The 24,831-nt window shown below is 74.6% G+C and carries 24 protein-coding genes and 1 riboswitch; of the genes, 9 read left to right on the forward strand and 15 right to left on the reverse strand.

All coding sequences use genetic code 11. The annotated features are described in order from the left end of the window. The first annotated feature begins 25 nt into the window (after positions 1–25). The 4 genes from MXD60_RS19415 (at position 26) to MXD60_RS19430 (ending at position 3,792) form a co-directional block, all read left to right on the forward strand. Complete coding sequence (locus tag MXD60_RS19415) at positions 26–1,855, forward strand: Hsp70 family protein (RefSeq protein ID WP_248820745.1); 1,830 nt, start codon at positions 26–28, stop codon at positions 1,853–1,855. Positions 1,856–1,866: 11 nt separating this feature from the next. Then, positions 1,867–2,748 carry a hypothetical protein gene (locus MXD60_RS19420; RefSeq protein ID WP_308222538.1) on the forward strand — a complete coding sequence of 294 codons (882 nt, stop codon included), beginning with the start codon at positions 1,867–1,869 and terminating at the stop codon, positions 2,746–2,748. A 158-nt stretch (positions 2,749–2,906) separates the two neighbouring features. Further along, positions 2,907–3,356: a hypothetical protein gene (locus MXD60_RS30400; RefSeq protein ID WP_518468276.1), complete on the forward strand. Its 450-nt coding sequence runs from the start codon at positions 2,907–2,909 to the stop codon at positions 3,354–3,356. A gap of 19 nt (positions 3,357–3,375) precedes the next feature. After that, positions 3,376–3,792 (forward strand): PPOX class F420-dependent oxidoreductase, encoded by a 417-nt coding sequence (locus tag MXD60_RS19430; protein ID WP_248820771.1) that lies wholly within the window; start codon positions 3,376–3,378, stop codon positions 3,790–3,792. Positions 3,793–3,836: 44 nt separating this feature from the next. Here the strand turns inward: MXD60_RS19430 and MXD60_RS19435 are convergent, their stop codons facing one another. Both MXD60_RS19435 and map read right to left on the reverse strand, forming a co-directional pair. Beyond that, the gene (locus MXD60_RS19435; protein WP_248820746.1) at positions 3,837–4,781 is read right to left on the reverse strand and encodes a hypothetical protein; all 945 of its coding nucleotides are present in this window, start codon (positions 4,779–4,781) and stop codon (positions 3,837–3,839) included. Positions 4,782–5,341: 560 nt separating this feature from the next. Continuing rightward, positions 5,342–6,112 carry a type I methionyl aminopeptidase gene (gene map, locus MXD60_RS19440; RefSeq protein ID WP_248820747.1) on the reverse strand — a complete coding sequence of 257 codons (771 nt, stop codon included), beginning with the start codon at positions 6,110–6,112 and terminating at the stop codon, positions 5,342–5,344. Between the two features lie 166 nt (positions 6,113–6,278). Here map and MXD60_RS30405 point away from each other — a divergent pair, with 166 nt between their 5' ends. Both MXD60_RS30405 and MXD60_RS19450 read left to right on the forward strand, forming a co-directional pair. After that, a complete protein-coding gene (locus tag MXD60_RS30405) occupies positions 6,279–6,560 on the forward strand; it encodes a helix-turn-helix domain-containing protein (protein WP_518468279.1) in 282 nt (93 codons plus the stop codon). Between the two features lie 221 nt (positions 6,561–6,781). After that, entirely contained in the window at positions 6,782–7,504 is a 723-nt protein-coding gene (locus MXD60_RS19450; RefSeq protein ID WP_248820749.1) for a dienelactone hydrolase family protein, read from the forward strand. 430 nt (positions 7,505–7,934) lie between these two features. Here the strand turns inward: MXD60_RS19450 and MXD60_RS19455 are convergent, their stop codons facing one another. Beyond that, positions 7,935–8,783 carry a serine/threonine-protein kinase gene (locus MXD60_RS19455; RefSeq protein ID WP_248820750.1) on the reverse strand — a complete coding sequence of 283 codons (849 nt, stop codon included), beginning with the start codon at positions 8,781–8,783 and terminating at the stop codon, positions 7,935–7,937. Positions 8,784–8,797: 14 nt separating this feature from the next. Here MXD60_RS19455 and MXD60_RS19460 point away from each other — a divergent pair, with 14 nt between their 5' ends. Next, the gene (locus MXD60_RS19460; RefSeq protein ID WP_248820751.1) at positions 8,798–9,295 is read left to right on the forward strand and encodes a Tn3 family transposase; all 498 of its coding nucleotides are present in this window, start codon (positions 8,798–8,800) and stop codon (positions 9,293–9,295) included. A 369-nt stretch (positions 9,296–9,664) separates the two neighbouring features. Here MXD60_RS19460 and MXD60_RS19465 read toward each other — a convergent pair whose 3' ends face one another. The 6 genes from MXD60_RS19465 to MXD60_RS19490 all read right to left on the reverse strand — a co-directional run bounded on the left by MXD60_RS19465 (position 9,665) and on the right by MXD60_RS19490 (position 15,888). Further along, a complete protein-coding gene (locus MXD60_RS19465; protein WP_248820752.1) occupies positions 9,665–10,525 on the reverse strand; it encodes a class I SAM-dependent methyltransferase in 861 nt (286 codons plus the stop codon). 4 nt (positions 10,526–10,529) lie between these two features. Beyond that, entirely contained in the window at positions 10,530–10,811 is a 282-nt protein-coding gene (locus tag MXD60_RS19470; protein ID WP_308222539.1) for a protein kinase domain-containing protein, read from the reverse strand. Positions 10,812–10,877: 66 nt separating this feature from the next. Beyond that, the gene (locus MXD60_RS19475; RefSeq protein WP_248820753.1) at positions 10,878–11,393 is read right to left on the reverse strand and encodes a cobalamin biosynthesis protein; all 516 of its coding nucleotides are present in this window, start codon (positions 11,391–11,393) and stop codon (positions 10,878–10,880) included. Further along, positions 11,383–12,981: a cobyrinic acid a,c-diamide synthase CobB gene (locus MXD60_RS19480; protein WP_248820754.1), complete on the reverse strand. Its 1,599-nt coding sequence runs from the start codon at positions 12,979–12,981 to the stop codon at positions 11,383–11,385. The genes MXD60_RS19475 and MXD60_RS19480 overlap by 11 nt, the downstream gene beginning before the upstream one ends. Then, complete coding sequence (cobO, locus tag MXD60_RS19485) at positions 12,975–13,583, reverse strand: cob(I)yrinic acid a,c-diamide adenosyltransferase (RefSeq protein ID WP_248820755.1); 609 nt, start codon at positions 13,581–13,583, stop codon at positions 12,975–12,977. Before cobO ends, MXD60_RS19480 begins: the two co-directional genes overlap by 7 nt. A 22-nt stretch (positions 13,584–13,605) precedes the next feature. Continuing rightward, positions 13,606–15,888, reverse strand: coding sequence for a VWA domain-containing protein (locus MXD60_RS19490; RefSeq protein WP_248820756.1), 2,283 nt, complete (start codon positions 15,886–15,888; stop codon positions 13,606–13,608). Positions 15,889–15,988: 100 nt separating this feature from the next. Continuing rightward, positions 15,989–16,208, reverse strand: a riboswitch (cobalamin riboswitch). 60 nt (positions 16,209–16,268) lie between these two features. On the opposite strand from MXD60_RS19490, the gene MXD60_RS19495 reads away from it, so the two are divergent. After that, the gene (locus MXD60_RS19495) at positions 16,269–17,330 is read left to right on the forward strand and encodes a pentapeptide repeat-containing protein (protein WP_248820757.1); all 1,062 of its coding nucleotides are present in this window, start codon (positions 16,269–16,271) and stop codon (positions 17,328–17,330) included. Between the two features lie 67 nt (positions 17,331–17,397). Here the strand turns inward: MXD60_RS19495 and MXD60_RS19500 are convergent, their stop codons facing one another. The 5 genes from MXD60_RS19500 to MXD60_RS19520 all read right to left on the reverse strand — a co-directional run bounded on the left by MXD60_RS19500 (position 17,398) and on the right by MXD60_RS19520 (position 22,142). Then, positions 17,398–17,604: a hypothetical protein gene (locus MXD60_RS19500; RefSeq protein WP_248820758.1), complete on the reverse strand. Its 207-nt coding sequence runs from the start codon at positions 17,602–17,604 to the stop codon at positions 17,398–17,400. A gap of 51 nt (positions 17,605–17,655) precedes the next feature. Continuing rightward, positions 17,656–18,876 (reverse strand): APC family permease, encoded by a 1,221-nt coding sequence (locus tag MXD60_RS19505; RefSeq protein WP_248820772.1) that lies wholly within the window; start codon positions 18,874–18,876, stop codon positions 17,656–17,658. A gap of 162 nt (positions 18,877–19,038) precedes the next feature. Beyond that, on the reverse strand, positions 19,039–20,115 hold the full coding sequence (locus tag MXD60_RS19510; protein WP_248820759.1) for a cation diffusion facilitator family transporter: 1,077 nt from the start codon (positions 20,113–20,115) through the stop codon (positions 19,039–19,041). 108 nt (positions 20,116–20,223) lie between these two features. Then, the gene (locus MXD60_RS19515) at positions 20,224–20,961 is read right to left on the reverse strand and encodes a response regulator transcription factor (protein WP_248820760.1); all 738 of its coding nucleotides are present in this window, start codon (positions 20,959–20,961) and stop codon (positions 20,224–20,226) included. Continuing rightward, positions 20,958–22,142 carry a sensor histidine kinase gene (locus MXD60_RS19520; protein ID WP_248820761.1) on the reverse strand — a complete coding sequence of 395 codons (1,185 nt, stop codon included), beginning with the start codon at positions 22,140–22,142 and terminating at the stop codon, positions 20,958–20,960. The genes MXD60_RS19515 and MXD60_RS19520 overlap by 4 nt, the downstream gene beginning before the upstream one ends. Positions 22,143–22,310: 168 nt before the next feature. Between MXD60_RS19520 and MXD60_RS19525 the strand changes: the two genes are divergently transcribed. Beyond that, complete coding sequence (locus MXD60_RS19525; protein ID WP_248820762.1) at positions 22,311–22,973, forward strand: HAD family hydrolase; 663 nt, start codon at positions 22,311–22,313, stop codon at positions 22,971–22,973. 71 nt (positions 22,974–23,044) lie between these two features. On the opposite strand, the gene MXD60_RS29470 is transcribed toward MXD60_RS19525, so the two are convergent. Further along, positions 23,045–24,715, reverse strand: coding sequence for a WD40 repeat domain-containing protein (locus tag MXD60_RS29470; protein ID WP_248820763.1), 1,671 nt, complete (start codon positions 24,713–24,715; stop codon positions 23,045–23,047). Between the last annotated feature and the right edge of the window lie 116 nt (positions 24,716–24,831).

Genomic DNA, 24,831 nt, shown 5'->3' on the forward strand with positions numbered 1-24,831 from the left:
ATTGCCGAAAGATAGGTTTCCGGGTGTGGTCGGACACGTTGACCGTCGGCTGCCGGCGGGTACCCGCAGCGTCTACGGTATTGATCTTGGTACGACGTTCAGCTGCCTGGCACGGGTCTCGGACGCGGGGGAGCCCCAGATCGTGCCGCTGGCCGGTGACGCGCTGACGTTGCCGAGCGTCGTCCTGTTCGTCGGCGCCGACGACTTCGTCACCGGGCAGCCCGCCCGCGAGCTCGCCCGGGCTCGCCCGGACGACGTCTGCTCGCTGGTCAAGCGGCGGATGGGCGACGGCGACTGGCGGTTCATCACCCAGGGCGCCGCGTGGTCCGCGCCCGCCGTCAGCGGCCTGATCCTCAAGGCGCTGATCTCCGACGCGGCGCTGGCCACCGGCGAACCGGTCCAGGACGCCGTCATCACCGTTCCCGCGTACTTCGGCGACGAGGAACGGCGGGCGACGGTGCTGGCCGGCGAGTACGCGGGGCTGACCGTCGTCGACGTCATCAACGAGCCGACCGCCGCAGCGCTGTCCTACGGCTTCGCCCGGTTCGAGATCGGTGGGCGACGCACGCTGGGTGGCCCCGGCAGGGTCGCCGAGGAGGTCGCCCTCGTCTACGACCTGGGCGGCGGCACGTTCGACGTCACGGTCGTGGAGCTGGCCGACCGCCGGGTGTCCGTCGTCGCCATCGACGGTGATCACCAGCTCGGCGGCGCCGACTGGGACGAGAAGGTCGTGCTCCTGCTCGGGGACCGCTTCCTGGCCGAGCACCCGGACGCCCCCGATCCGCTGGACTCCGGCGGCAGCGCGCAGGCGTTGCTGCTCGCCGCCGAACGGGCCCGCCGCGAGCTGACGGATACCGAGGCCACGACCGTCGTCATCGACCATGCGGGCCTGCGGACCGAGGTGCGGCTGACCCGGGACGAGCTGGAAGGGATCACCGCGGGGCTGCTCGACCGGACGGTGGCGCTGACCCGGGCGGCGCGCGACGTCGCGATCGCCCGCGGGGTGCGCGGCATCGACCGGATCCTGCTGGTCGGCGGCGCGTCGCGGATGCCCGCCGTCGCGCGCCGCCTCGCCGCCGAGTTCGACGTGCCCGTCGAGCTGTCCGACCCGGACCTCGCCGTCGCCCGCGGCGCCGCGATCTACGGCGAGAAGAAGGCCCTGGAACGCCTGGTCCTCGCGGATCTGGTGACCCGCGGCCAGCTCGTCGACGGCGCCAGGGTGGACGCCGCGGCCCCGGCCGATCTGGACGCCGCCTGCGGGCGGCTCGCCGCCGCCCTCGGCCTGCCGGCCAGCCGGGTTCGCCGCACCGTGGAGGTGCAGGTCGTCAACGTCGTCTCGCGTGGGTTCGGCGTGCTGGCGCTGAACCGGTTCGCGGAGCAGGGCGCGATCTTCCTCGTGCACCGCAACGACCGGCTGCCGGTCGCCGTCCGCCGGTCGTTCGGGACGGTGCGTGACGATCAGGACACGGTCACCGTCTACATCGTCGAGCAGGCCGGTGGGGTGGAATCCGCCCAGGTCGAGGACAACAAGGTGATAGCCGAGGCGGAGATCACGGGGATTCCGCCGGGCTATCCGGCCGGCTCGCAGATCCACATTCTGTTCCAGATGGGCTTCGACGGCATTCTCGAGGTGACCGCCACCCACGAGGGCCTCGCCGACCGTCCGCTGACGGTCCGGGTGGAGACCTCGGCGGCGCTCAGTCAGGCCGACGTGGCGCGGGAACGGGAGCAGGTGGCGCGGGCTCGGCGGGAGCGCGGCGGTGTGCCCGGTGCCGGCGGCCCGACCGGCCCAGGCGGGCGGCCCGGGTCGGGCGGAACGCCCGGATCCGGCCTCGGGCCGGGTGGCTGGGTCTAGGCGGGGCCGGGATGCACGCCTTCGACCCGGACGACTACCGCCGGCGGGTGCTGGCCTCGGTGCACCGCCGCGGCGGTGCCGAGCACAGCGACCCGTTCGAGATCTACGGCATTCCGCTTGAAGCGGTCGACACCCTTGACGACGCGGCCGTCCGTGACCGGATCGCGGAGGTCTGGGCGTTCTGGCAACGCGGCCGGGACCATCCCCGCTACCGCGGTGTGATCCTCGGGCTGCTCGAACGGCACGCGGAGCTGTCCGCGGCGCTGGCCGACCGCACCGCTCGCCTCGCCCTGCGGGATCGGGTCGCCGCCGCCCGCGCGGAGCGCGACGACGAACGGTTCGCCGAACTGGACACCGCCGCCCGCCGGCTGGTCGCCCGCTTCGGCGGACTGCCCGAGGACCGGATCGCGAGCCTGCGGACCTGGGCGGCCACGCAGGGCATCGACGAGGCGGACTTCGCCCGGCGCATCCGCCGCCACCGCGTCCTGCCCGCGCGGCCCGCCGGCGCGCGGCCCGAGGCGCCGCGTGCGGCGCCGATCTCCCCGGCGGTGCTCCGCCAGATTCGGGCCGACCTCGACGAGCTGGGCCGGATCACCGGCGCCGCCCCGCCGCGCAGCCTGTTCGAGCTGCTCGGCGTGCCGCCGGCAGCCCCGCGGGAGCGCGTCCGGGAGGTACGCGAGGCCGCGCTCGCCCGCAACCGCGCCCGGCGGCCGGACCGTCGCCGCGCCCTGCTCGACGATCTCCTCGCGGCGGTCGGCGCGCTGCTGGTCGACGGCGATCCGGAGGCGTACCTCGACGCGCTGGCCGCCGCGGCGACCGAGCGGGGGGCGGGCCCGGGGGGCCGGGGGGGGGGGGGGGGGGGCCCCGGCCCACCCCGACCACCGTCGGTGTGAGCTTCATCACATAAAGATCATCATGTGGATAAGGGTGTCGACGCAGCGGTGGGTAACGGGGTGTCGCCCTGTGGATGTCCTGTGGGAAAGGTCTGGTCCTGCGCTGCGGGTGGAAGTCAAGACGTTGCGGTGGGTATCTGAGGCGGTATCACTGATGCATGGCGCTGCTGCACCTCTCCGTCGACCGGTCCTCCCTCGCCGACCCGTCCCCGTCCTCCGCCGCCGAGGTGGCTCTGCCCGGGGCGTCGCCGTCCGCACCTGGGGCGGGGGGTGTTCGCCCGGGTCCCGCCGGTGGGCGCGGCGGTGCGCGCCGTCCGGCGCGGGGCCGCTCGGGTCGGGTCGCGCTGGTGACCGCCGGGGGCCGGGGCGCGCAGGTCGCCGGCGCGGCGGGTGCGGTGGGGTTGCCGCCGAGTGTGGCGCGGGTGGCGGCGCGGACGCGGTTGTCCGCGGAGCTGCTCGCCGCGATCCTCGAGGTCGATGGGCGTAGCCGGGCGAGCCTGGAGGACATGGAACGCGCCGATGCGCTCGCGGAACGGCTGCTGGTGCGCCGCGGACAGCGCCTGGCGGGCGCGGGTCGCGGCGCGGGGCAGCAGCGGGCGTCGGCTTAGGGTGGCGGGTGTGGCGGTGATGACGCGGGAGCAGTGGCGGGAGTTCGTCTCGGTGGGTACGCGTACGGGCAAGCTGGCGACCGTCCGCGCGGATGGGCGTGCGCATGTGGCACCGGTCTGGTTTGTTCTCGACGGTGAGGACGTGGTGTTCAACACCGGTGCGCAGACGGTGAAGGGGCGGGCGTTGCGGCGCACGGGGACGGCGTCGATGTGCGTGGATGACGAGCGCCCGCCGTTCTCGTTCGTCACCCTCGGCGGTCCGGTGCGGGTGTCGGAGGATCTGGCGCAGGTGCGGCTGTGGGCGACGCGGATCGCCGCCCGCTACATGGGTGCCGAGCAGGCGCAGCGTTACGGGTTGCGTAACGGGGTGCCCGGGGAGCTGCTGGTGCGGTTGACGCCGACGTCGGTGGTCGCGGTGCGCGACGTCGCGGACTAGCGGCGGTCGGTGCGGGGCCGGTTCCCGGGGGCGCGGTCGGGTCCTCAGGTGGCGCGGGCGGGGGATGCGTCGTGTGGGGTGCCGATGAGTAGCAGGATCTCGTGGACCCGGGCGGAGAGCAGCCGGGAGGGTCGCAGGTCGAGGATGGCGACGATCTCGTCGAGGACGCCGCCGGCGGCGGCGGGGTCCTCGGTGACGAGGGTCGCGGCCAGCGCGCCGAGTGCCCAGCCGCGGTCGAGGGTGGCGGGGGCGGTGAGGGCGACGGCGCGGGCGGCGGCGGAGCGGGCGCCGGGTACGCGCAGGCGGGTCATGGCGTCGGCGACGACGACGGCTTCGCGGCTGTCGTCGAAGGGGGGCCAGCCGGGGTTGCGCAGCGCGCGGACGTCGGGGCGTTCGTGCAGGCGGAGCAGGGCGTCGTCGAGGCTGGGTTCGTCGCCGGCGGCGGCGGCGATGGTGACCTGCAGGGCGGCGGCCCAGCCGTCGAGGTAGGGCTGGCGGGTGGCGGCGGCGCGGGCGGCGGCGACGGCGGCGTGGCCGAGTCGGCCCTGGGCGTAGGCGATGAGCGCGTCGAGGCTGTGGGCGGTGCCGGTGAGCAGGCGGTCGTCGAGGTGGTCGGCGCACTGGGCGGTGAGGGTGGCGAAGCGCCGGGCGCTGGTGTCGTCGCCGGTGTCGGTGGCCAGGAACCCGAGGTAGAAGGACAGGTAGCCGGCAACGCGGGTCAGTTCGCGGTGCACGGCGGGGGTCAGGCGGCGGCCGAGGGCGGCCTGGACGCGGCGCCAGTCGCCGATGATGGGGCCGAGCAGGTCGCGGTGGGGTTGGTGGAGCAGGGTGGTGGAGTAGCGGTAGAGCCGTTCGTCGTATTCGGTGAGGGTGAGTGGGTCGGGGTCGGCGAAGGCGATCTCCCGGGAGATCATCGCGGCGGCGCGGCCGGCGGCGGACAGGCCGTGGCGGTCCGGTGTCGGTGTGGCCGGGAGCTCCTCGGCGTCCATCTCTCACGTCCCCCTCACGTTGCGGCCGGCGTCGTGCGGCATGCCGGCGCGCTGCGAGCCGCGCCCTGGCCGGTCGCTGACTGCCCGCCCCCAGGCCGTCACGTCGGGTCTGTCCGGCGTCCGTTGGCCGCCCGGCGGGCCGGGGGCCTGGCCGGCGGCGTTGGGCCGCGTCCCCGGGCGGGGTGGCGGTGGGCGCTGCCGGTGGGTGGCCGGATGAGTCGACGACGTGACGCCGGGCACGTTACCGCGCCGGGCGGGGGGTGTGTACAGAGCTTCGGGGAACTCTGCCGGTCCGGGCCTGGTCCATCCGGGACATTTGCCTTCTTGTGGGGCGATGGGTCGGGGTGTTAGGCGTCGGGGTGGGGCGCGGGTGCGGGGGTGCTGAGCTGGGCAGAAGCGGTGGGGTGGCGGTGGGGTGGTGGTGTGCGGCGGGTCGGGGTGGGGTGTTGGCCGGATGGGCATAGGGCCGCGTGCGCGCCCCCGACCGGGTCACCCCGGTGGCGGTGGGCGGTTCTCGCGGGATGCCGGCGGGGTGATGGGTGATGGTCGGTGTGGGTGGGTCAGGTGGTGGTGGTGAGGATGCGGGGGCCGTCGGCGGTGATGGCGACGGTGTGTTCGACGTGGGCGGCGCGGCTGCCGTCGGTGGTGTGCAGGGCCCAGCCGTCGGGGGCGGTGCGGTAGTCGTCGTGGCCGCCGGCGAGGAACATCGGTTCGAGGGCGAGGACGAGGCCTTCGCGCAGGCGCATGCCGCGTCCGGGGCGGCCGTCGTTGGGCACCGAGGGTGGTTCGTGCATGGCGCGGCCGATGCCGTGGCCGCCGAAGTCGCGGGGAATGCCGTAGCCGGCGGCGCGCCCGACGGTGCCGATGGCCGCGGCGATGTCGCCCAGGCGTGCGCCGGGGACCGCGGCGGCGACGCCGGCGGCCAGGGCGCGGGTGGCGGTGTCGATGAGGCGGGTGTCGTCGGGGTGGGCGGTGCCGATGGTGAAGCTGATCGCGGAGTCGCCGACCCAGCCGTGCAGGGTCGCGCCGCAGTCGATGCTGACCAGGTCACCGTCGCGCAGCGCGGTGTCGTCGGGGATGCCGTGGACGATGGCGTCGTTGACCGACGCGCAGATGACCGCCGGGTAGGGGGTGGGGGCGAAGCCGGGCTGGTAGTGCAGGAACGCTGGGGTGGCGCCGGCGTCACCGATGACGGTGCGGGCGAGTTCGTCGAGTTCGCGCAGGGTGACTCCGGCGGCGGCGGCGTCGCGGACGGTGCCGAGCGCGCGGGCGACGACGGCGCCGGCGGCGGCCATGGCGTCGATCGCGGTGGGCGTTTTCAGGTCGATCATCCGGTTCGCCGTTCTTCTCTCGCGGGGTGGCGACTCACCACCTCGACCCCTATAGAAATACCGGTATTACTATAGGGGCATGGTGCGGACGCCGTTGACGAGGGCTCAGCGTGAGCAGGGTGTGCGGTGCGGTGCGGTGCTGCGTGCGGCGCGGGGCTCGCGCAGCATGGCCGAGGTCGCGGCCGCGGCGGGCCTGTCCGCGGAGACGCTGCGCAAGATCGAGACTGGTCGGATCGCGACGCCGGCGTTCCTCACCGTCGCCGCGCTCGCCGCGACCCTCGGGGTGTCGCTGGATCTGCTGGCCGCGTCCTGCGCCGATCCGGTGGCGGCGGGTGCCGTGCCGGCGACGTCCGCGGATCGGGGTGCGGTCGCGGATCGGGGTGCGGTCGCGGATCGGGGTGCGGTCGCGGATCGGGGTGCGGTGCAGTGGAGTTCGCTGCCCGTCTGAGTGACCGGCCCGCGGCGCGGGCATCCGGCCGTGGGGAGCGTCGGGGAAAACCTGTTGGCGGGCCGCGGCGGGTGCTGTTAGCGTGCCCGTAGCCGTGCAGGAGACCGAGGAGGTGGTGCCCGTGAACGCCGTAGCGACATGGGTGCTCCCCCACGCGGTCATGGTCGGGCGATAGGTCGTCCGGGAGCGCCGTTCACGCGCACTCCCGAAAGGGCACGACCATGCGGTTCACGTCTGAACAGCGCCTCGATGACGGTGTCGTCGAACGCGAGTTCCTCCTCGGTGAGATCCCCGGCGTCCTGTGGACCCCGCCGTCCGCGCCGGCTCCCCTGATCCTCAGCGGTCACAATGGCGGGCTGCACAAGCGGGAACCACGTCTGGTCGCCCGGGCCCGACATCACGCGGGCACCTACGGCTTCGCGGTGGCGGCGATCGACGCCCCCGGGCACGGTGACCGGCCCCGTTCTCCCGCCGACGAGCGGCACCGCGCGGGCCTGCGCCGAGCGCTGGCGGCCGGGGAACCGGTCGAGGACATCGTCAACGCGTTCCTTCTCCCCCTGGTCGAGCGGGCCGTCCCGGAGTGGCAGGCCACCCTCGACGCTGTCGTGTCGCTGCCCGACATCGCCGGGCCGGTCGGGTACTCGGGGATGACCGCCGTCGGTATTCGCCTCACGGTGCTCGAGCCGCGGATCGCCGCTGCGGTGTTCTTCGGCCAGGGTTTCGTGCCCGGTCCCCTACGCGCACAGGCCGGCGACGTCGCCGTTCCACTGCTGTTCCTCCTGCAGTGGGACGACGCGGGAATGGCACGCCAGCCGATCCTCGACCTGTTCGATACCTTCGGTTCCAGGGAGAAGACGCTGCACGCGAACCTGGGCGGGCACGCCGGCACGCCGTGGTTCGAGGTGGATGACTCGGCGCGGTTCTTCACCCGGCATCTGAGGTAGAACCGGGTCGTCAGCCAGCCGCCGAAGGTAAGCGGCGCCGGCCAGCGCGTCGTGCCGGGGAGGACAGGCCCTGTCTGTCCTCCCCGGCACGCACGGATTGGCGACAGTCGTTGGCGTTGGACGATGTGCTGGCGCGCCGTCCATGATTGTTTTGGGTGGTGGAACACGCCGGTCCGCGGCTGAAGTCACGCAACGCAGCGGGCCGACCTGCCCGTTTCGTTCTCATGTCTGCGCTGTGGAAGGACCACCGTCATTCTTCTGGACGGTTCTACGTCCGATTCGTCCGTACAGAGCGACCATGAGGGCAGCCAAGCCCGATCGACCCAGGCGCTGAGAACCACGTACGGTCCGCTTGACCGTACGGCCGCGATGCCGCCCACGTATCTACGCACGTTCGTGGACAGCGCAACTAGCCGGTGCCGCTCGCCTGTCAGTTCGCTGCCGAATCGCCGGGCTTGGCGTTCGGCAGTTCAAAGGTGATGCTCTCACCCATCAGATCATCGCTTGCTGCCGAAACCTCGCCGAAACCTATTGCCCGCACGCCTCGCAGCGGTCCACTGGTGAAGTGCACCGTGAGCATGGTCCTGTTCGGGTCGTTTCTGTGCCCGAGGGTCACGGAATAGTCCCCGGCCGCACCGTTCCACAGGTAGTGCAGCCCTGTGGTGGCAATGTCAAGGGTGTCGGGCTCCACCGTGCCGGTCCGGTCCGGGTCGACGCCGAAGCTCCGGATACAGGTCCAGCCGCCGGCCATGAGCGCCGTCTGTGGGCGGCTGGTCGTCCCGGGGGGTCGCTGCGCGGCCGTGGCCCTGCCCAGTGTGAAACCGGTGGCGGTCAGGGCTACAGCGAGCAGAGGCGCCAGAATGCCGTCTCGGCGATACCAGGATCGGGTCGGGGAAGTGCCACGGCGCGGGCTGCTCGGGGTGGCAGTCGATGATCGCCGATCGGGGGGCGGACTTGCCATGGCGCGGATGTCGTCGTCAAGGTCACGGTGCAGGCGGACGCTCGTGGTCCATGCTGGCCCTCTGGCGCTTGTGGTGGCTCTGGCCAGATCCATTGCGAGTGTCCGGGCGTCCTGCTGACGGTCTCCAGGTTTTTTTGCCAACGCCTGCAGCACGACTTCGGCGATGGGTCCGGGAATGTCGATCATGGGTGGAGGTGGGGTGGTCAGATGTTGCTGGAACAGGCCGTTGAGGGGCTGGTGTGGGCGGAAAGGCGGCGATCCCGTGAGCATCTGGTAGAGCACCACGCCGAGCGCGTACACATCGGTGGCGGGGCTCAACCGGCCGCTTTCGATTGCTTAAGCGGCTGCGGTCCGGGTCGCGCAAGAACGCCACCTACACCGCCTTCCGCGAGGTCGGGCGGGTGATCCGCACCGTCCAGCTGCTGCGCTACCTCTCGGACGCGCCGCTGCGGGCCCGGGTGACGGCGGCGACGAACAAGGTGGAGGCGTTCAACGGGTTCTGCGACTGGGTCCGGTTCGGCCAGCGGGGCACGGTGGCGGCCAACGACCCGGTCGAGCAGGAGAAGGATGTGAAGTTCACCTCGCTGCTGGCCAACCTGGTGATCTTCCACAACACCCTGGACATCGCCGACGTCGTGCGCGAGCTGCAGGCTGAGGGCTGGGTTACCGACCCCCTGGACCTGGCGCGGATATCCCCGTACTTGACTGAGCACATCAACCGGTTCGGCGCCTACTCCACCCACGAACTCGGCATCCAACCGGAGGCGTACGACGCTCACCTGGATGTCGACTTCAGTGTGCTGGAGGACGAGCAGGCCCCGGCGGCATGACCCGCATGGCCGACTGCTCGGCGGCCCGCACGACGCGGTCGCCGACTGCCGACTCCTGCTTGCGAAGCTCGACCAGATGACTGCTGCCGGGTCCGTGGCCCTCTGGTGATCGACCGTGCACCCGGGCGGACCCTGTTTCATAGGCGGTCGCTCATGAAACACCCGCCTGCCCGGCGGTCCACCTGCGGCGATCATGTTTCATGAGTCGTTGCAAACGGCTAGACGTGAGCCTGCGCGGCATCGCCAAGCGGCTCGTCATCACCACCGGCACGAAAGAAGGGCCAGCACCCCTCGGCCGGCACCGTCATCAAGCCGTTCCTCGCCCCGGGCGTGGCCAGCGTGCCGGCCTAGCGGACCGCAGGGACGTGCTCAGTGCGCCGCGCGCACCGCCGAGACCAGTCCGCCGGTGCCCTCGTCCTGCTGCGGCGGGGTGAGCACCGGACGGCCGTAGGCCTCGGCGCGCTCACGCAGGGTGAAGGTCTCCGCCTCCCAGTCGAGGCCGTCCAGCCAGCCGACCGGGTCCTCCGGCATCTCCGAGACCCACATCGACGCTGCCGATCCCGGAGCGGCGTCCCCGCGGAAGCGTTCGACCACACCGCGCGGGCCCAGTGTCAGGCCCATCCTGCTGCCTGGAGCGGACAACGCGCCGACCCGTTCGAGCAGCGACTGCACCGCGTCCTCGGGCAAATAGATCAGCAGTCCCTCGGCGATCCACATCGTCGGCTGCGCCGGATCGTGCCCGGCGGCGGCCAGTGCGCCGGGCCAGTCCTCGCGCAGGTCGACCGGGACGGTGATCCGCTCGCAGCGCGGAACGGCCCGCTCCTGACGCAGCACCGAGGCCTTAAAGCCCAGCGGTTCGGCCGTGTCGACCTCGAACAGCCGGGTTCCCGCAGGCCAGTCCATCCGGAAGGCCCTACTATCCATCCCGGCTCCGAGCAGCACGACCTGCCGGACGCCGGACGCGACCGCCCGGTCCAGCAGGTCGTCCAGGAACTTCGTCCGGATGACGATCGAGAAGGCCACACCGAGCCAGCGGCGCCGCGCCGCCTCGTCCGCGCGCGGGGGCGGCGGCGTCCCGGGGCCTCTTCCGCCGGCCGTGGCGAAGGCCAGCGCCAGCGGGTCCCGGAACAGCGGCTGCTCGCGTGCCGTCTCCATCGCCCTCACCCGGGCCACGCCCACGGCTGTGGCCCACACCCCGGACGGCTCGACCCGGCCCGCCGCATCAGTCATGCGTTCAGCCTAGGCCGCCGGGGAGAACACAGAGTCCTTCGGCCTCGACATAGTCGTAGGCGCGGACGATGTGCGGATGGTCCAGGCCGGCGAGTGTCCGTGCTTCCGCGGCGAAGTCGAGTGATATTCCGTCAGCGCCCTCGGCACGCATCACCTTGACCGCCACCGGGCGGCCGAGGCGGCGGTGTTCACCGGAAAGTACGAGCCCGAATGTTCCGGTACCCAGCTCGGGCCCCAGGTCATACCCGGGGAGCGCGTTGGCCACCCGGTCCCGGACTACGATCATCGTTGCCTGTGACGGAGGTAGTCCGTCCCCGCGAGCTCGGTCATGATCCCGAATATTAGTTGGCTTCTACGGCGTGTCTAGCGGCTGGCCGACAGTGATGCTGGGCGGTGACGGCGCGCCGTGGTGGCGGGCGACGGCGACGGTCGCGCGGCGGCTGGCGCGTTTGGGCATGATCAGCGTCGGCGCCGGTAGGCCGGGGCCGTCGAGCGGGATCATGCAGGCGGTTTCGGCGACGCCGGGGATGCCCAGTGCCCGCTGGGCGGCGGCGCTGGGGTGGGTCACGGGGATGGTGGCGAGGCGGGCCGGGGGGTGGGCGAGCAGCGGCCAGCCGTGATGGGCGGCGGCGGCGCGCAGGCCGGGGTCGTGCTGGCGGTGGGTGACGGTGGCCAGGGCGAGTACGGCGGTGGGGGCGACGGCGAGGACGCGCAGGGCGTCGTCGATGAGGGTGAGGATCTCCCCCGCGGTGGCGCCCCGGCGCGCGCCGACGCCGATGACGAGATCGGCACCCGGATCGGCCGCCGGGGGCCGGTCGCCGGCGCGGTCGGGGTGCGCGGTGTCGCCCGGGTGATGCTCAGGCAGCACCGCGGTGCGCTCCCCCGGTGCGCGCGGGGGTGCCGCCTGCGGGTGAACGCGGGGCGGGACGCGGGGCGCCGCGGCGGGCGTCGTGGGCGGCGCGGAGCAGGCGCCGGGCGATGTCGGGCTGCCCGGCCCAGTGCAGGTGCAGGTAGGAGGCGTGGACGCGTAGGTGCACGAATCCCTCGGCGCGCCAGCACGATGCGGGTGCGCCCCCGCGGCGGGTGGGAATGTCGTCGGTGGCGGCGGGCAGCTGCCAGGCCGCCGGTGGGGCGCCGGGCGGGGCGGGCAGCAGGGTGGTGCGGTGGAACTCGTGGGCGCCGAGAACGGTGCCGGCGGCGGCCAGGGGGCTGGTGGTCGCGGCGATCGCGGTGCGGTAGCCGAGGGTCAGGCGGGGGCCCATGACCGCGTCGATGGCCAGGACGCCGCACATGGGGGCGTCCTGCAGGGTGCGGGCGAGGTAGAGCAGGCCGGCGCATTCGGCGGACACGGGATGGCCGGCGGCGGCGAACGCGGCGATCCGGGTGCGTAGCGGCGCGTTCGCGCTGAGCGCGCCGGCGTGTTCCTCGGGGAAACCACCGCCGATGATCAGCGCGTCGGTGCCGGCGGGCAGGGTTTCGTCGCGCAGCGGGTCGACGGTGAGGACCTCGGCGCCGGCGGCGGCGAGCAGTTCGACGTGTTCGGGGTAGCCGAAGGTGAACGCGGCGCCGCCCGCGACGGCGATCCGGGCGGGCCGCCCCTGCCCTGTGCCGGGCGGTGGCGGTGGGGCGGTGCTCGTCGTCGCCGTGACCGGGGCTGCGGTGGCGTCCAGGGTGGTGTGGGGGTTCCAGACGGTGGTGTGCAGCGGTGGCGCGGCGCGGGCCAGGCGGGTCAGGGCGTCGAGGTCGCAGGTGCCGGTGATGAGTTCGCCGAGGCGTTCGACGGCGTTGAGGGCGTCGCGGCGGCGTTCCGCGGCGGGTACGAGCCCGAGATGACGCGAGGGGGTGTGCACGCCGGGGTCGCGGGGGACGGCGCCGAACACGGGCATGTTGATGTCGGCGAGGGCGTCGGTGAGCAGCGCCCGGTGACGCGGCGTGCCGACCCGGTTGAGGATGACCCCGGCGAGGTGGATCCGTGGGTCGAACGAACGGAACCCACTGACGAGCGCGGCGATGGACCGCGACGCGCCGGAGGCGTCGACGACGAGGACGACGGGGGCGTCGAGCAGGCGGGCGACGTGGGCGGTGGAGGCGTGGTCGGCGTCCTGGCCCGCCTCGGGGTGGGCGACACCGTCGAACAGGCCCATGACGCCTTCGACGATGGCGATGTCCGCGCCGCGGGCGCCGTGGGCGAACAGGGGGGCCAGCCGCCGGGGTCCGCAGAGCACGGCGTCGAGGTTGCGTCCGGGCCGGCCGGTGGCCAGCGCGTGGTAGCTGGGGTCGATGTAGTCGGGGCCGACCTTGTGGGGGCTCACCCGCAGGCCGCGGGCGCGTAGCGCGGCCATCAGCCCGGTGGCGACCGTCGTCTTCCCCGCGCCGCTGGTGGGCGCGGCCAGCACGAGACGGGGCAGATCCAGACGCTGCGGCGGGTCGGCGGGGCCGGTGGGGGGGTTCACCATTCGATGCCTCGCTGGCCCTTCTGCCCGGCGTCCATGGGATGGCGGATCTTCGTCATCTCGGTGACGAGATCGGCGACCTCCAGCAGCGCCGGCGGGGCGCCGCGGCCGGTGATGACGACATGCTGGCCGACGGGACGGGCGGTCAGGGTGGAGACGACCTCGTCGAGGTCGAGCCAGCCCCAGCGCAGCGGGTAGGTCATCTCGTCGAGGACGTAGAGCCGGTAGGTCTGCGCGGCCAGGTCGCGGCGGATCTGCGCCCAGCCTTCGGCGGCCGCGGCGGCGGGATCACCCTGGGGGTCGACGCGGCCCTGCAGCCAGCTCCACCCGGCGCCCATCCGATGCCAGGTGACGGTGCCGCCCTGGTCGGAGTCCCCGAGGACGGTCAGGGCCTGTTCCTCACCGATGCGCCATTTCGCGGACTTGACGAACTGGAAGACGCCGACGGGCCAGCCCTGGGCCCAGGCGCGCAGGGCCAGGCCGAACGCGGCGGTGGATTTTCCCTTGCCGTCGCCGGTGTGGACCATCAGTAGTGGCTGGTCGCGGCGCTGGCGGGTGGTGAGGCCGTCCTCGGGGACGGTGGTGGGCTGTCCCTGCGGTGTCATCGCATGTCACCTTTCCCGCTGGTCACCAGGCTGGTCCGGGGCTCGGCGGTGGTCCGTGGCTGGACGGTGGCGGCCTGTGGCGGGGGGTCGCCGGCTGGGGGTGTAGCTGCCCGAGGGCGTCGAGGGGGATCGTGGGCGCGCCGAGGGCGCCGGCGAGGCGGGCGGCCAGGCCCAGGCGCAACGCGCCGGCTTCGCAGTCGACGACGACGCTGCTCAGCGCGCCGCTGCCGGGGCCGCGGCCGGCGCCGGTGCGGCGCAGGGCGTGGGCGACGGGCAGCGGGTCCTCGCCGGCGGTGGTGCGTCCGTCGGTGACGACGACGAGCAGGGCGCGCCGGGTCGGGTCGCGGCGTCGTTCCGCGCGCAGGACGTCACCGGCGCGTCGCAGGCCGGCTGCCAGGGGGGTGCGTCCGCCGGTGGGCAGGGCGCGCAGCCGGTCGGCGCCGACCTCGACGCTGGCGGTGGGGGCGAGCGCGACCTGCGCGTCGGACCCGCGGAAGGTGATCATCCCGATGCGGTCGCGGCGCTGGTAGGCGTCGACGAGCAGGGCGAGGACGGCGGTGGTGACGGCGCTCATGCGGGTGTGGGCGGCCATGGAGCCGCTGGCGTCGACGACGAAGAGCACGAGGTTGCCTTCGCGGCCGACGCGGCGGGGGCCGCGCCGGTCGGTGGGGTGCAGCAGCGGGCCGGGGCCGCGTCGGCCGCGGGTGTGCTGGTGGGGGGCGGCGGCGCGCAGGGTCGCGGGCAGGTGCAGGCCGGGGGCGTCGGTGCTGGTGGCGACGACCGCGCCGCGGCTGGTGCGGGCGGCGGAGCGCCGGCCGGGTGTCGGGGAGGCGCCGAGGCCGGCGACGGTGAGCGTCCGCGGCCGGAACAGGGCTCCCGGTGCGGCGGTGTGCTGTACCCCGCCGGTGTCGGGATGGTCGCCGGATGTGGTGTTGCCCGGGCGTGGCAGGACCAGGCGTGGGGGTGTGGCGGGTCCGGTGGTGCGGTGTCGGTCGGCGAGGTCGGTACCGGTGGGGCTGGTGGCGGTGGAGCCGGTCCCGTCGGTGTCGGGTGCCGTCGGGTCGGCGCCGCCCGCGGGTCCGGTGGGGTCCTCGGTGGCGGCGCCGTCGGGTGCCTGGCCCGGTCCGCTGTGCCCGTCGGGGCCGCCGCCCTCCCCCGGCCCGCCGCCCTCGCCCTCGCCGTCGCCGCCGTCGTCGGGGTTGTCGGGGGGGCGCGGTCCGTCAGGGTCGGGGCCCTGCCCGTGCGGGCCGTGGCGGGCGTCGGTGCGCTGTGCGTCGAGGGCGTCGTCGAGGCCGGCGAGGGCGTCGTCGAGGATCGCGTCGAGGGCGGCGCCGTCGAGGTCGGGGGCGTCGAAGGGGCCGCGGCGGCGGCGGTGGGGCAGCGCGAGGTGCGCGCCGGTGCGGATGTCGGCGCCGAGCACGGTGTCGCGGCCCGACCAGGCGGCGTTCGCCATCGCGGTGCGCGCGAGCACGACGTCGGCGCGCATGCCGTCGACGTCGCAACGCGCGCACACCGTGGCGATCGCGTCCAGCGCCGCGTCGCGCAGGGTGACCGCGGGCAGGTGGGTGGTGGCGGTGGCGACGCGGTCGGTGAGCTGGCGCTGGACGGGTGCCCAGAGGGCGGAGAACGCCGCCGGGTCGTTGTCGTGGGCGAGGCGGCGGCGCACGACCTGGGCGCGGGTCGCCGGGTCGCGGCTGGCGGCGACCTGCACGGTCAGGGCGAACCGGTCGAGCAGCTGCGGGCGCAGCTCGCCTTCTTCGGGGTTCATGGTGCCCACGAGCAGGAACCGGGCGGGGTGGCGCGCGGAGACGCCGTCGCGTTCGACGTGGGCGACGCCGGTCGCGGCGGCATCGAGCAGGAGGTCGACGAGATGGTCACCGAGGAGGTTGATCTCGTCGACGTAGAGGATGCCGCGGTGGGCGGCGGCGAGCAGGCCGGGGCGCAGGACGCTGACGCCGTCGGCGAGGGCCCGGTCGAGGTCGAGGGAGCCGGTGATGCGGTCTTCCGATGCCCCGACGGGCAGTTCGACGAGGCGCACCGGCCGGCGTGTCCAGGGTGCGCCGTCCGGGTGGGGGCCGTCGGGGCAGTGCGGGTTCGGCGCGTGCGGCGCGCAGGCGAAGCGGCAGCCGTCGAGGACGTCGACGGGGGCGAGCAGGGCCGCGAGGCCGCGCACGGCGGTGGTTTTCGCCGTGCCTTTCTCGCCGCGGACGAGGACCCCACCGAGGGTGGGGTCGACGGCGTTGAGCAGCAGTGCGAGGCGCAGGTCGTCCATGCCGACGACGGCGGCGAGCGGGAAGCTCACCATGGTCGGCCGGGTGTGGCTACCGGTGGTGGTGTGGGTGTTGGCGGCATGGCGAACGTCCTCCCAGGGTCCTCGCCCGTGGTCATCTCCCCGCGACGGCCGGAGTATCCTGGCTTCCGGATCGACACGCCTGCGTCGGCCTTCCAACCGCCGCGGCGGCCGTGACCTGCCGTCCGACGGTGGGCGCGGGAGTGTCCCGCAGCCCGGTCGGACGGTCACCGGAGGGCCACGAGGCGGCCGGGTGCCGCTGTGTGTGGCCGTTCCGTGACGGTGCGCTTCCCGGTGACAGTGGCGGGACCGCGCCGGATTCACACCGGCTTCCTCCGCAAGCTGTCGCGTGCGTCAGCATGTCACATCCGTCGAGGTTGAGGGGGCCGCCCGTGATGACTGACCGGGGTCCCGGCGGTGGGGATGCGCCGGCGGGCCGGGTGGGCGGGTCGGTGGTGGACGTGGCGGCGGTGGCGGCCCGGTTGCGGGCGGACTGCGGGCGCTGCGCGGGCCTGTGCTGTGTGGCGCCGGGGTTCACCCGGTCGGCGGACTTCCCGGTCAGCAAACCGCCCGGGGTGGCGTGCGGGCATCTGACCGGCGGTTTCACCTGCGGGGTGCACGACGAGCTGCGCCCGCGGGGTTTCCACGGCTGTGTGGTGTTCGACTGTCACGGCGCCGGCCAGCAGGTCACCGAGGTCACCTTCGCCGGAGGCGACTGGCGCGCCGACCCGGCGACGGCGACGCGGATGTTCGACGTGTTCGCGGTCATGCGGACCCTGCACGAGTCGCTGCGCCACCTCGCCGAGGCCCTCACCCTCCTCGACGCCGCCGTCGACGCGTCCCCGGTCGCCGACGGGAAGCTGCTGGCCGCGTTGCGCGCCGAGTGGGCTGCGGCGTTGGCGTTCACCGAGGCCGACGCGGACACGCTGCTCGCCGTCGACCTGTCCGCCCACCGCCGCGCCGTGCACACCGTCCTGTCCCGTGCCAGCGCCCGGCTGCGCGCCCACCCGCCGGGCCTGCCCGCCGCCGGTGGCGACGGGGGCCGCGGGGCGGCCGGTGGTCGCGGCCCGGGGCCCGGATCGGGCCGCGGGGGCCCTCGGGCGCGCGGCGGCGGGCCGGCGGGGCGCCCGGCGCCCGCGGGGGTGCTGGCGGCCGACCTGGTCGGTGCCCGGCTCGCCGGCGCGGACCTGCGCGGCGCGGACCTGGCCGGTCGGCTGCTGCTCGGCGCCGACCTGCGCCGCGCGGACCTGCGCGCCGCGGACCTGCGGGGGGCGGACCTGCGCGGCGCCGAGCTGGGTGGCGCGGACCTGCGCGGGGCGCTGTTCGTCACCCAGCCGCAGCTGGACTCCGCCCGCGGCGACACCGCCACGATCCTCCCGGCGGCCCTCGTCCGCCCGGCGCACTGGCCCGCCCAGGTGCCGCCGTCGACCGGCAGACGCCGAGCCCGGCGCCGCTAGCCGTCAGTGTCGGTGTCGGTGTCGGTGTCGCATCCTCGTGGCTGGCGGGGTTCGGTGCGCCGCGCGGTCAGGGTTGTGGTTTGCGCCGGACGGAGATGTGTCCCGGGCTGGTCGCGGTGAACGGCTCCCCGGACCAGCCCGCCCACCGCTCGGTCAGCTCCAGGCCGGCGAGGCGGCCGATCAGGTCCAGCTCGCTCGGCCAGGCGTGGCGCGGGTCGACCGGATAGCTGCCGGACGCCGTCCGGGCCGAGGGTGAGATGGCGGCTGCGGACACGTGGGAGGATCGGGTCGTGGAAGGACACACTCCGCCGCGTCACCTCCGCGTTCAGGTCCGCCGGTGGGCGGTGATGAGGCGGCGCACGCCGTGGAGGGCGCCACCCGCGGCGAGGACGGCGGCTCCGGTGAGCACCGCGGTCGGGGGCAGGGCGAAGGCGAGGATCAGGCAGCCGGCGAGGCCGGCCGCGGGCACGGCGCGTGGCGGGCGGCCTTCGCTCGGGGCGAGGGTCCAGGCGCTGGCGTTGGCGATCGCGTAGTAGGCCAGCACCCCGAACGAGGAGAAACCGATCGCCGCCCGCACGTCCACGGTCGCGGCCAGGACGGCGACGACCGCGCCGACGAGGAGTTCGGCGCGGTGCGGCACCGCGAACCGCGGGTGGACCGCGGCGAGGGCGTGGGGCAGGTGGTGGTCGCGGGCCATCGCCAGGGTGGTGCGCGACACCCCGAGGATCAGGGCGAGCAGGGACCCGAGGGCGGCGATGGCGGCACCGGCGCGTACGACCGGTGTCAGCCAGGCGGCGCCCGCGGCGCGCACCGTGTCGGACAGCGCCGCGGTGGCCTCGCCGAGCCGGGCGGGGCCCAGGACGCTCAGGGCGGCGACGGCGACGGCGGTGTAGACGATCAGGGTGATCGTGAGGGCGGTGGGGATGGCGCGGGGGATGATGCGGGCCGGGTCGCGGACCTCCTCGCCGAGGGTGGCGATGCGGGCGTAGCCGGCGAACGCGAAGAACAGCAGTCCGGCGGCCCGCAGCACTCCGCCCGGGGTGGCGTCGGCGCCGATGTCGAGGCGGCCGGGGTGGGCGGCGGTCGAGGTGAGGGCGGCGACGACGACCGCGGCGAGCACCACCAGCACGATCGTGATGATCAGCCGGGTGAGCCACGCGGACTTCTGCACACCGGCGTAGTTCACCGCGGTCAGCGCCATCACTGCCGCCGCCGCCACCGTGTGGGCGTGGGCGGGCCAGGTGTAGGTGCCGACGGTGAGTGCCATCGCGGCGCAGGAGGCGGTCTTGCCGACGACGAACGCCCAGCCGGCGAGGTAGCCCCAGAAGTCTCCGAGGCGTTCGCGGCCGTAGACGTAGGTGCCGCCGGAGGCCGGGTAGCGGGCCGCGAGGCGTGCCGACGAGGTCGCGTTGCAGTAGGCGACCGCGGCGGCGAGCACCAGGGCGGGTAGCAGTCCGGACCCGGCGGCGCGCGCCGCCGGGCCCAGCGCGGCGAAGATCCCCGCGCCGATCATCGCGCCGAGACCGATCATGACCGCGTCGGTCATGCCGAGGCGGCGGCGCAGGTGCTGCGGCGCCCCGGTTGATGGTTCGTCCACGGCCGCTCCCCCGCCGATCCCGACATGCGTCGCGTTCGCGAATATCGGCTGACAGTAGCGGCTACGCGGCGCGGCGCCGTCGGATCCGTTCCGGTTGTGCCCGGGGAACGGTCAGGGGGCGGCGGGGTGGTGGTGGGCGGGGCTGGTGTGGATGGTCGCGGCGGACAGGCGGCGCAGGTGGCGCAGCAGGTGGGCTTCGGCGGCGTGGGCGACGTCGTGGGCGTCGCGCACCGTCAACGACGCGTCGACGGTGACGTCGGCTTCGGCGCGCAGGGTGTGGCCGATCCAACGCAGGCGCAGGTCGCGGACGGACTGGATGCCGTCGGTGTGCAGCAGGGTGCTGGTGGCCTCGGCGTGCAGTGCCGGGTCGACGGCGTCCATGAGGCGGGCGGCGACGACGCGGGTGGCGGAGCGCAGGACCCCGAGGATCACGACGGTGATCGCCAGGCCGAGGGCGGGGTCGGCCCAGTCCTGGCCCAGGGCGACACCGGCGGCGCCGAGCAGGACCGCGAGGCTGGTGAACCCGTCGGTGCGGGCGTGCAGGCCGTCGGCGACGAGGGCGGCGGAGCCGATGCGGCGGCCGACACTGATGCGGTGGCGGGCGACGATCTCGTTGCCGGCGAAACCGAGCAGGCCGGCGGCGGCGACGGCGGGGAGATGGTCGAGGTGGCGGGGGTGCAGCAGCCGGTCGATCGCGGTCCAGGCGGCGAACCCACCCGAGAAGGTGATCATGGCGAGGACGGTCAGGCCGGCGAGGTCCTCGGCGCGGCCGTAGCCGTAGGTGAACCGGGGGGTGGGTGGGCGCCGCGCGAGGGTGAAGGCGAGGAGCAGCGGGACGGCGGTGAACGCGTCGGCGACGTTGTGCAGGGTGTCCCCGAGCAGCGCCACCGATCCGGACAGGACGACCACGATCGCCTGCGCGGCGGCGGTGACGCCGAGGGCGGCGAGGCTGATCAGCAGGGCGCGGCGCCCGGCGGCGTCGGCTTCGAGGGCGTCGTCGATCTGCTCGGCGCTGTCGTGGCTGTGTCCCCCGGCCAGTTCGGACAGCGCGTGGCGCAGCCGCCCGGCGGATCGCCCGTGCCGGTGGGTGTGACCCTGCCGGTGGGTGTGACTGTGCCCGTGGGTGTGACTGTGCCCGTCGTGAGCGGGGCTGTGGCGGTGGATGGGGCGGTCGTGGTCGTGCTCCATGGGGCGACGATAGGGCAAAACGATCAATGCGGCGGGGTGGCATCTGCCAGCTCGTCGCACCTGCTCACCCGGTGCGGCACGGTTGTCTCGCGGCACGGTTGTCTCGCGTCACAGTTCTCCGGCGTCGTGGACGAGCAGGGCGATCTGGGTGCGGTTGGTCAGGGTGAGGCGGGTCAGGACGCGGGTGATGTGCGCTTTGACGGTGGCCACCGACAGGTGCAGGTCGGCGGCGATCTCGGCGTTGGTGCGGCCGCGGCCGATACCCAGGGCGACGTCACGTTCGCGGGGGGTGAGCTGGGCGAGGGCCGCGCGGGCCCGGGCGTGGACGGCGGCGTCGGCGGTGGTGCGTTCCAACAGCCGCCGGGTGACGGCGGGGGCGAGGATCGGTTCGCCGGCCGCGACCCGCAGGACCGCCTCGACGATGCGCGCCGGTGGGGCGTCCTTGAGCAGGAACCCGCCGGCGCCGGCGCGCAGCGCGGCGAGCACGTGGTCGTCGGTGTCGAAGGTGGTCAGCACGACGACGTCGGGCGGGTGGGGGCGGGCGCGCAGCCGGCGGGTGGCCGTCAGCCCGTCCATGACCGGCATCCGCAGGTCCATGAGGACGACGTCGGGATGGTGGGCGTCGACGGCGCCCAGGGCCTGCGCGCCGTCACCGGCGTGCCCGACGACGGCGATGCCGGCGGCGCCGTCGAGCATCATCACCAGCCCGGCGCGCACGAGCGGGTCGTCGTCGACGATGAGCACCCGGACGATGAGCACCCGGGCGCCGGCGGCACCCGGTCCGCCCGGGGCTGGTGCGCCCGGCGTGGCGGGCTGGGCGCTCGGTTGCTCGGCGGGCAGGCTCATCGTGCCCACGGCAGGGCGGCGTGCAGGCGGAACTCGCCGTCGACGTGCTGGTGGTCGAGGTGGCCGCCGGCGAGGCGGACGCGTTCGGTCAGGCCGACCAGGCCCATGCCGCTGCCCGGGGAGGTGGCCGGGGTCGGGCTCGTCGGGGTCGGGTTGACCACGTCGATGAGCAGGTCGGCGCCGGGAGCGCCGGTCACGGTGAGGCGCACCGGTGCGCCGGTGGCGTGACGGTGGGCGTTGGTGAGGGCTTCCTGCACGACGCGGTAGGCGGCGCGGCCCACCGGGGCGGGCGGTGGGCCCTCGGGCAGCGCGGTGGCGTGGGTGACGGTGGTGCCGGCGGCGCGGGTGCGGGCCAGCAGGGCGGGCAGGTCCGCGAGGGTGGGCAGCGGCTGGTTGTCGTCGCCTGTGTCGTCCTCGCGCAGGACGGCGATGACGGCGCGGAGTTCCTCCAGTGCCTCGTGGACCGTCTCGCGGATCACCCCGGCGGCGCGGGCGAGCTGTTGCGGTGGGGCGTCGGGGCGGTACTCGACGGCGCCGGCGTGGGTGGCGAGCAGGGACAGCCGGTGGGCGAGGACGTCGTGCATCTCCCGGGCCAGGCGGGTGCGTTCGCCGGCGCGGGCCTCGGCGACGCGCCGGCCCTGTTCGGCCTCGGCGCGCTGGGCGCGTTCCACCAGGGAGGCGAGCAGTGCCTGGCGGGCGCGGATGAGCGCACCCCAGCCGAGCAGCGCTGCGTGCGCGGCGATGACGACGACGAGCCACCACACCAGCGGCAGCCCGCCGACGGGTCGCAGCAGACCGCGGGCGGTGTGCGCGGCGATCCCGGCGGCGGCGACGGCGAGCGCGACCGGCAGGCGCCGGCGGGCGGAGACGTGCAGCAGGGCGAGGGTCGCCGGTGGTGTCGCCGCCGGGGAGACGACGGCGAGCGCGGCGAGCGCGAGGGCGGTGGGGACGGGGTGGCGGGCCAGGCCGGCCAGTCCCAGCCAGCTGGCGACACCGAGGGCAACGTCGACGGTGAGCCAGCCGCTGCCGGGATGGGACAGGACCTGCCCCCACACGGTGGCGCCGACGAGCGGTGCGAGCGCGGCGAGGGTCACCACGGTGACGCCGCGCCAGGCGTGGTCGGCGCGGTCGGGGTGGAACCCGGCGTGGCCGGGAGGCTGGTCGCACAGGGTGGGTCGCATGCGCCGAAGGCTAAGGTCGTCGGGCGCTGGGCGAACAGCGACCAAAGTCGACGGCGCCGCGTCCCATGTCCACTGGATCTCGATGGCATCCCCCTGGGGGGTGGTGGCAGGACCGGTAGCAGCCTGTCGAGGGGGCTAGGGGATCATCCGGGTATGCAGTCGCTGGCGTTGCTCGACCTGGACGGCACGCTCGTCGACCGCAGGGCGGCGTTCCAGGTGTGGGCCAGGGAGTTCGTCGCCGCCCATGGACTCGATGACGCGGCGCTTGAGTGTTTGCTCATGGCCGATGCGCACCGTTCGGGGCCGATGGGCGCCTTCTTCGTGACCGTATGCGCGACGTTCGACCTGTCCATGCGGCCCGACCAGGTGTGGGAGCAGTACCGCCGCCGCATGCCCGAGCTGGCGTCGTGCCATCCCGAGGATCTCGACGCGCTGCGGCGGCTGCGTCGGGCCGGATGGCGGATCGGGATCGTCACCAACGGGATGGCTGACATCCAGCTCGGGAAGATCCGAAACACCGGGTTGGACAGGCTGGTCGACGCGTGGTGCATCTCGGACGACGTGGGTGTCCGCAAACCTGACCCGGAGATCTTCCGGCTCGTCGCCGAACGCTGCGGGCGTGGTACCGAGCGCGGCGGATGGATGGTCGGCGATGATCCGGTCCTTGATGTCGGCGGTGGCCACGCCGCCGGGCTGCGCACGATATGGCTGCGGCCGAGACGCCGTGACTCGTGGCCGTCTGTCGGCCCCGCGCCTGACGTCAGGGTCGACTCGGTTGCCGAAGCCGTCGACGTGCTCCTCGGATCGAAGCGATCCGCACGCAACGCGTGAATTTCCCGGGGGCGTGGCCGCAGAGGAGCGTCGGTCACCCAACCGGGTCCTTAGGCCTCGCCGTGTCGAGCTCAGAGGGGGAACAGGTCCCACAGGGCGGTGACGCCGTCGGCGCCGGCGACGGCGAGCAGTCGGCTGTCGGGGGCGAACCCGACGTCGCCGGCGCCGCCGCGGCCGGTGGGCAGGTGGATCGGCGGGCCGGGGTGGGCCGGGTCGGTGACGGTGCGCACGGTGACGGTGCGGTCGGCGCCGGCGGCGGCGAGAAGCTGGCCGTCGGGGCTGAACGTGACGGCGTGGATGGCGCGGCGGTGGTCGCCGAGGGTGCTCAGGCCGGTGGGGTGGGTGGGGTCGGTGACGGTGTGGACGCGCACGGCGCGGTCCTTGCCGGCGACGGCGAGCAGGTCGCCGTCGGGGTGGAACGCGAGGGTGTGCACGGGGCCGCGGGCGGTGGTGAGGGTGGCGGTGGCCGCGGGCCGGGTCGGTTCCGCGAGATCCCACAGGATGACGGTGTGATCCTCGCTGCCGGTGGCGAGCAGGGTGCCGTCCGGGCTGAACGTCACCGCGCGGACCGGTCCGCGGTGTCCGGCGAGGATCGCGGCGCGCCGCGGCCCGGCGGGGTCGGCGAGGTCCCACAGCAGCACCGCGCGGTCGTCGCCGGCGGTGGCCAGCAGGGTGCCGCCGGGGCTGAACCCGAGGTCGTGCAGGTAGCCGCGGTGGCCGGTGAGGGTCGCCAGTGGTGTCGGGGTGGGCTGGTCGGCGCCGGCGCGCCACAGCAGCGTGGTGCCGGCGTCGCCGGCGGCGGCGAGGACCTGGCCGTCGGGGCTGAACCGCACCGCGCGGACCCATTCCTGGTTCAGGCGCCGGCCGTAGGCGACGGTCGCGCCGAGGTGGGGCGGGTCGGGGAACGGCAGGTCCCACAGGTACACGGTGGTGTCGGTGCCGGCGACGGCGAGCAGCGGCGCGTTCGGGCTGAACGTGACGGACAGGGCCCGGCCCCGCTCCTGGGCGAGCGCGGCCAGGCGGGTGGCGCGGCCCAGCGTCCGGGTTCCGGCCGTCATCCCGGTCGCGGTGGTGGGGGGTGTGCGCACGGTGGTGCGGGCGGGCGGGGCGCTCGCCGACGCGGTGGTGGGAGCCGGTGGGGTGGTGAGGGCCGGTGGGAACGGGGGGCTGGTCAGGGTCGCGGCGGGGCGGGGGGCGACGGTGGTGATCTGGCGCAGCAGCCAGTCACGGGCGACGGTGGCGTCCAGGCCGTGCAGGTCGAAGGCGAGCAGCGCCGCGTAGGGCGCGGGCCGCGGGCAGTCCTCGACGCGGACCAGCAGGATCCGTCCGCGCCCGGGCGTCGCCGTGCCGGCGGCGCCCGGCCCGGGCAGGGCGTTGGCGGTCGTCGCGGCGGCCTGTGCGTGGTAGGCGGCCGACCACAGGATGAGCAGGTCCCCGCCGAGACCGAGATGCCGGGCGAGGTCCACGTCGGCTCCGCTCGGACGCGGCTGCGCGCCACCCGGTCGCCCCGGTGGTCCGGGCGGAACGTGGGAGTGGGGTGTCACCCGGTAGCCGGTGTCGGTCAGATGCCAGCACAGCCACCGGGCCCACGCCGCGTCCGCGTCGACATGGGAGACGACGACATCCCAGGACAGTCCCGGTGCCACGGGTTGCTCGTCGTCGGTACTGGCGGCCGGTGGGTCGACGGGTCGCGCTGGTCGCGTCGCGTGGCCCTCGCCGCTGGCCTGCTCGCCCCTCGTCACACCGGCAGCCTGCCACGACGGCGTCGGCAGGGCGTCCCGGACCGGTCGGCGGGGCGGCGCGGGTCGGACTGGTAGGACATGGCTGTGCGGTCGCGGCGGTGCTGGCGGGCCCGCTG

The organism is Frankia sp. AgB32 (assembly GCF_023243045.1).
Classification (GTDB): domain Bacteria; phylum Actinomycetota; class Actinomycetes; order Frankiales; family Frankiaceae; genus Frankia.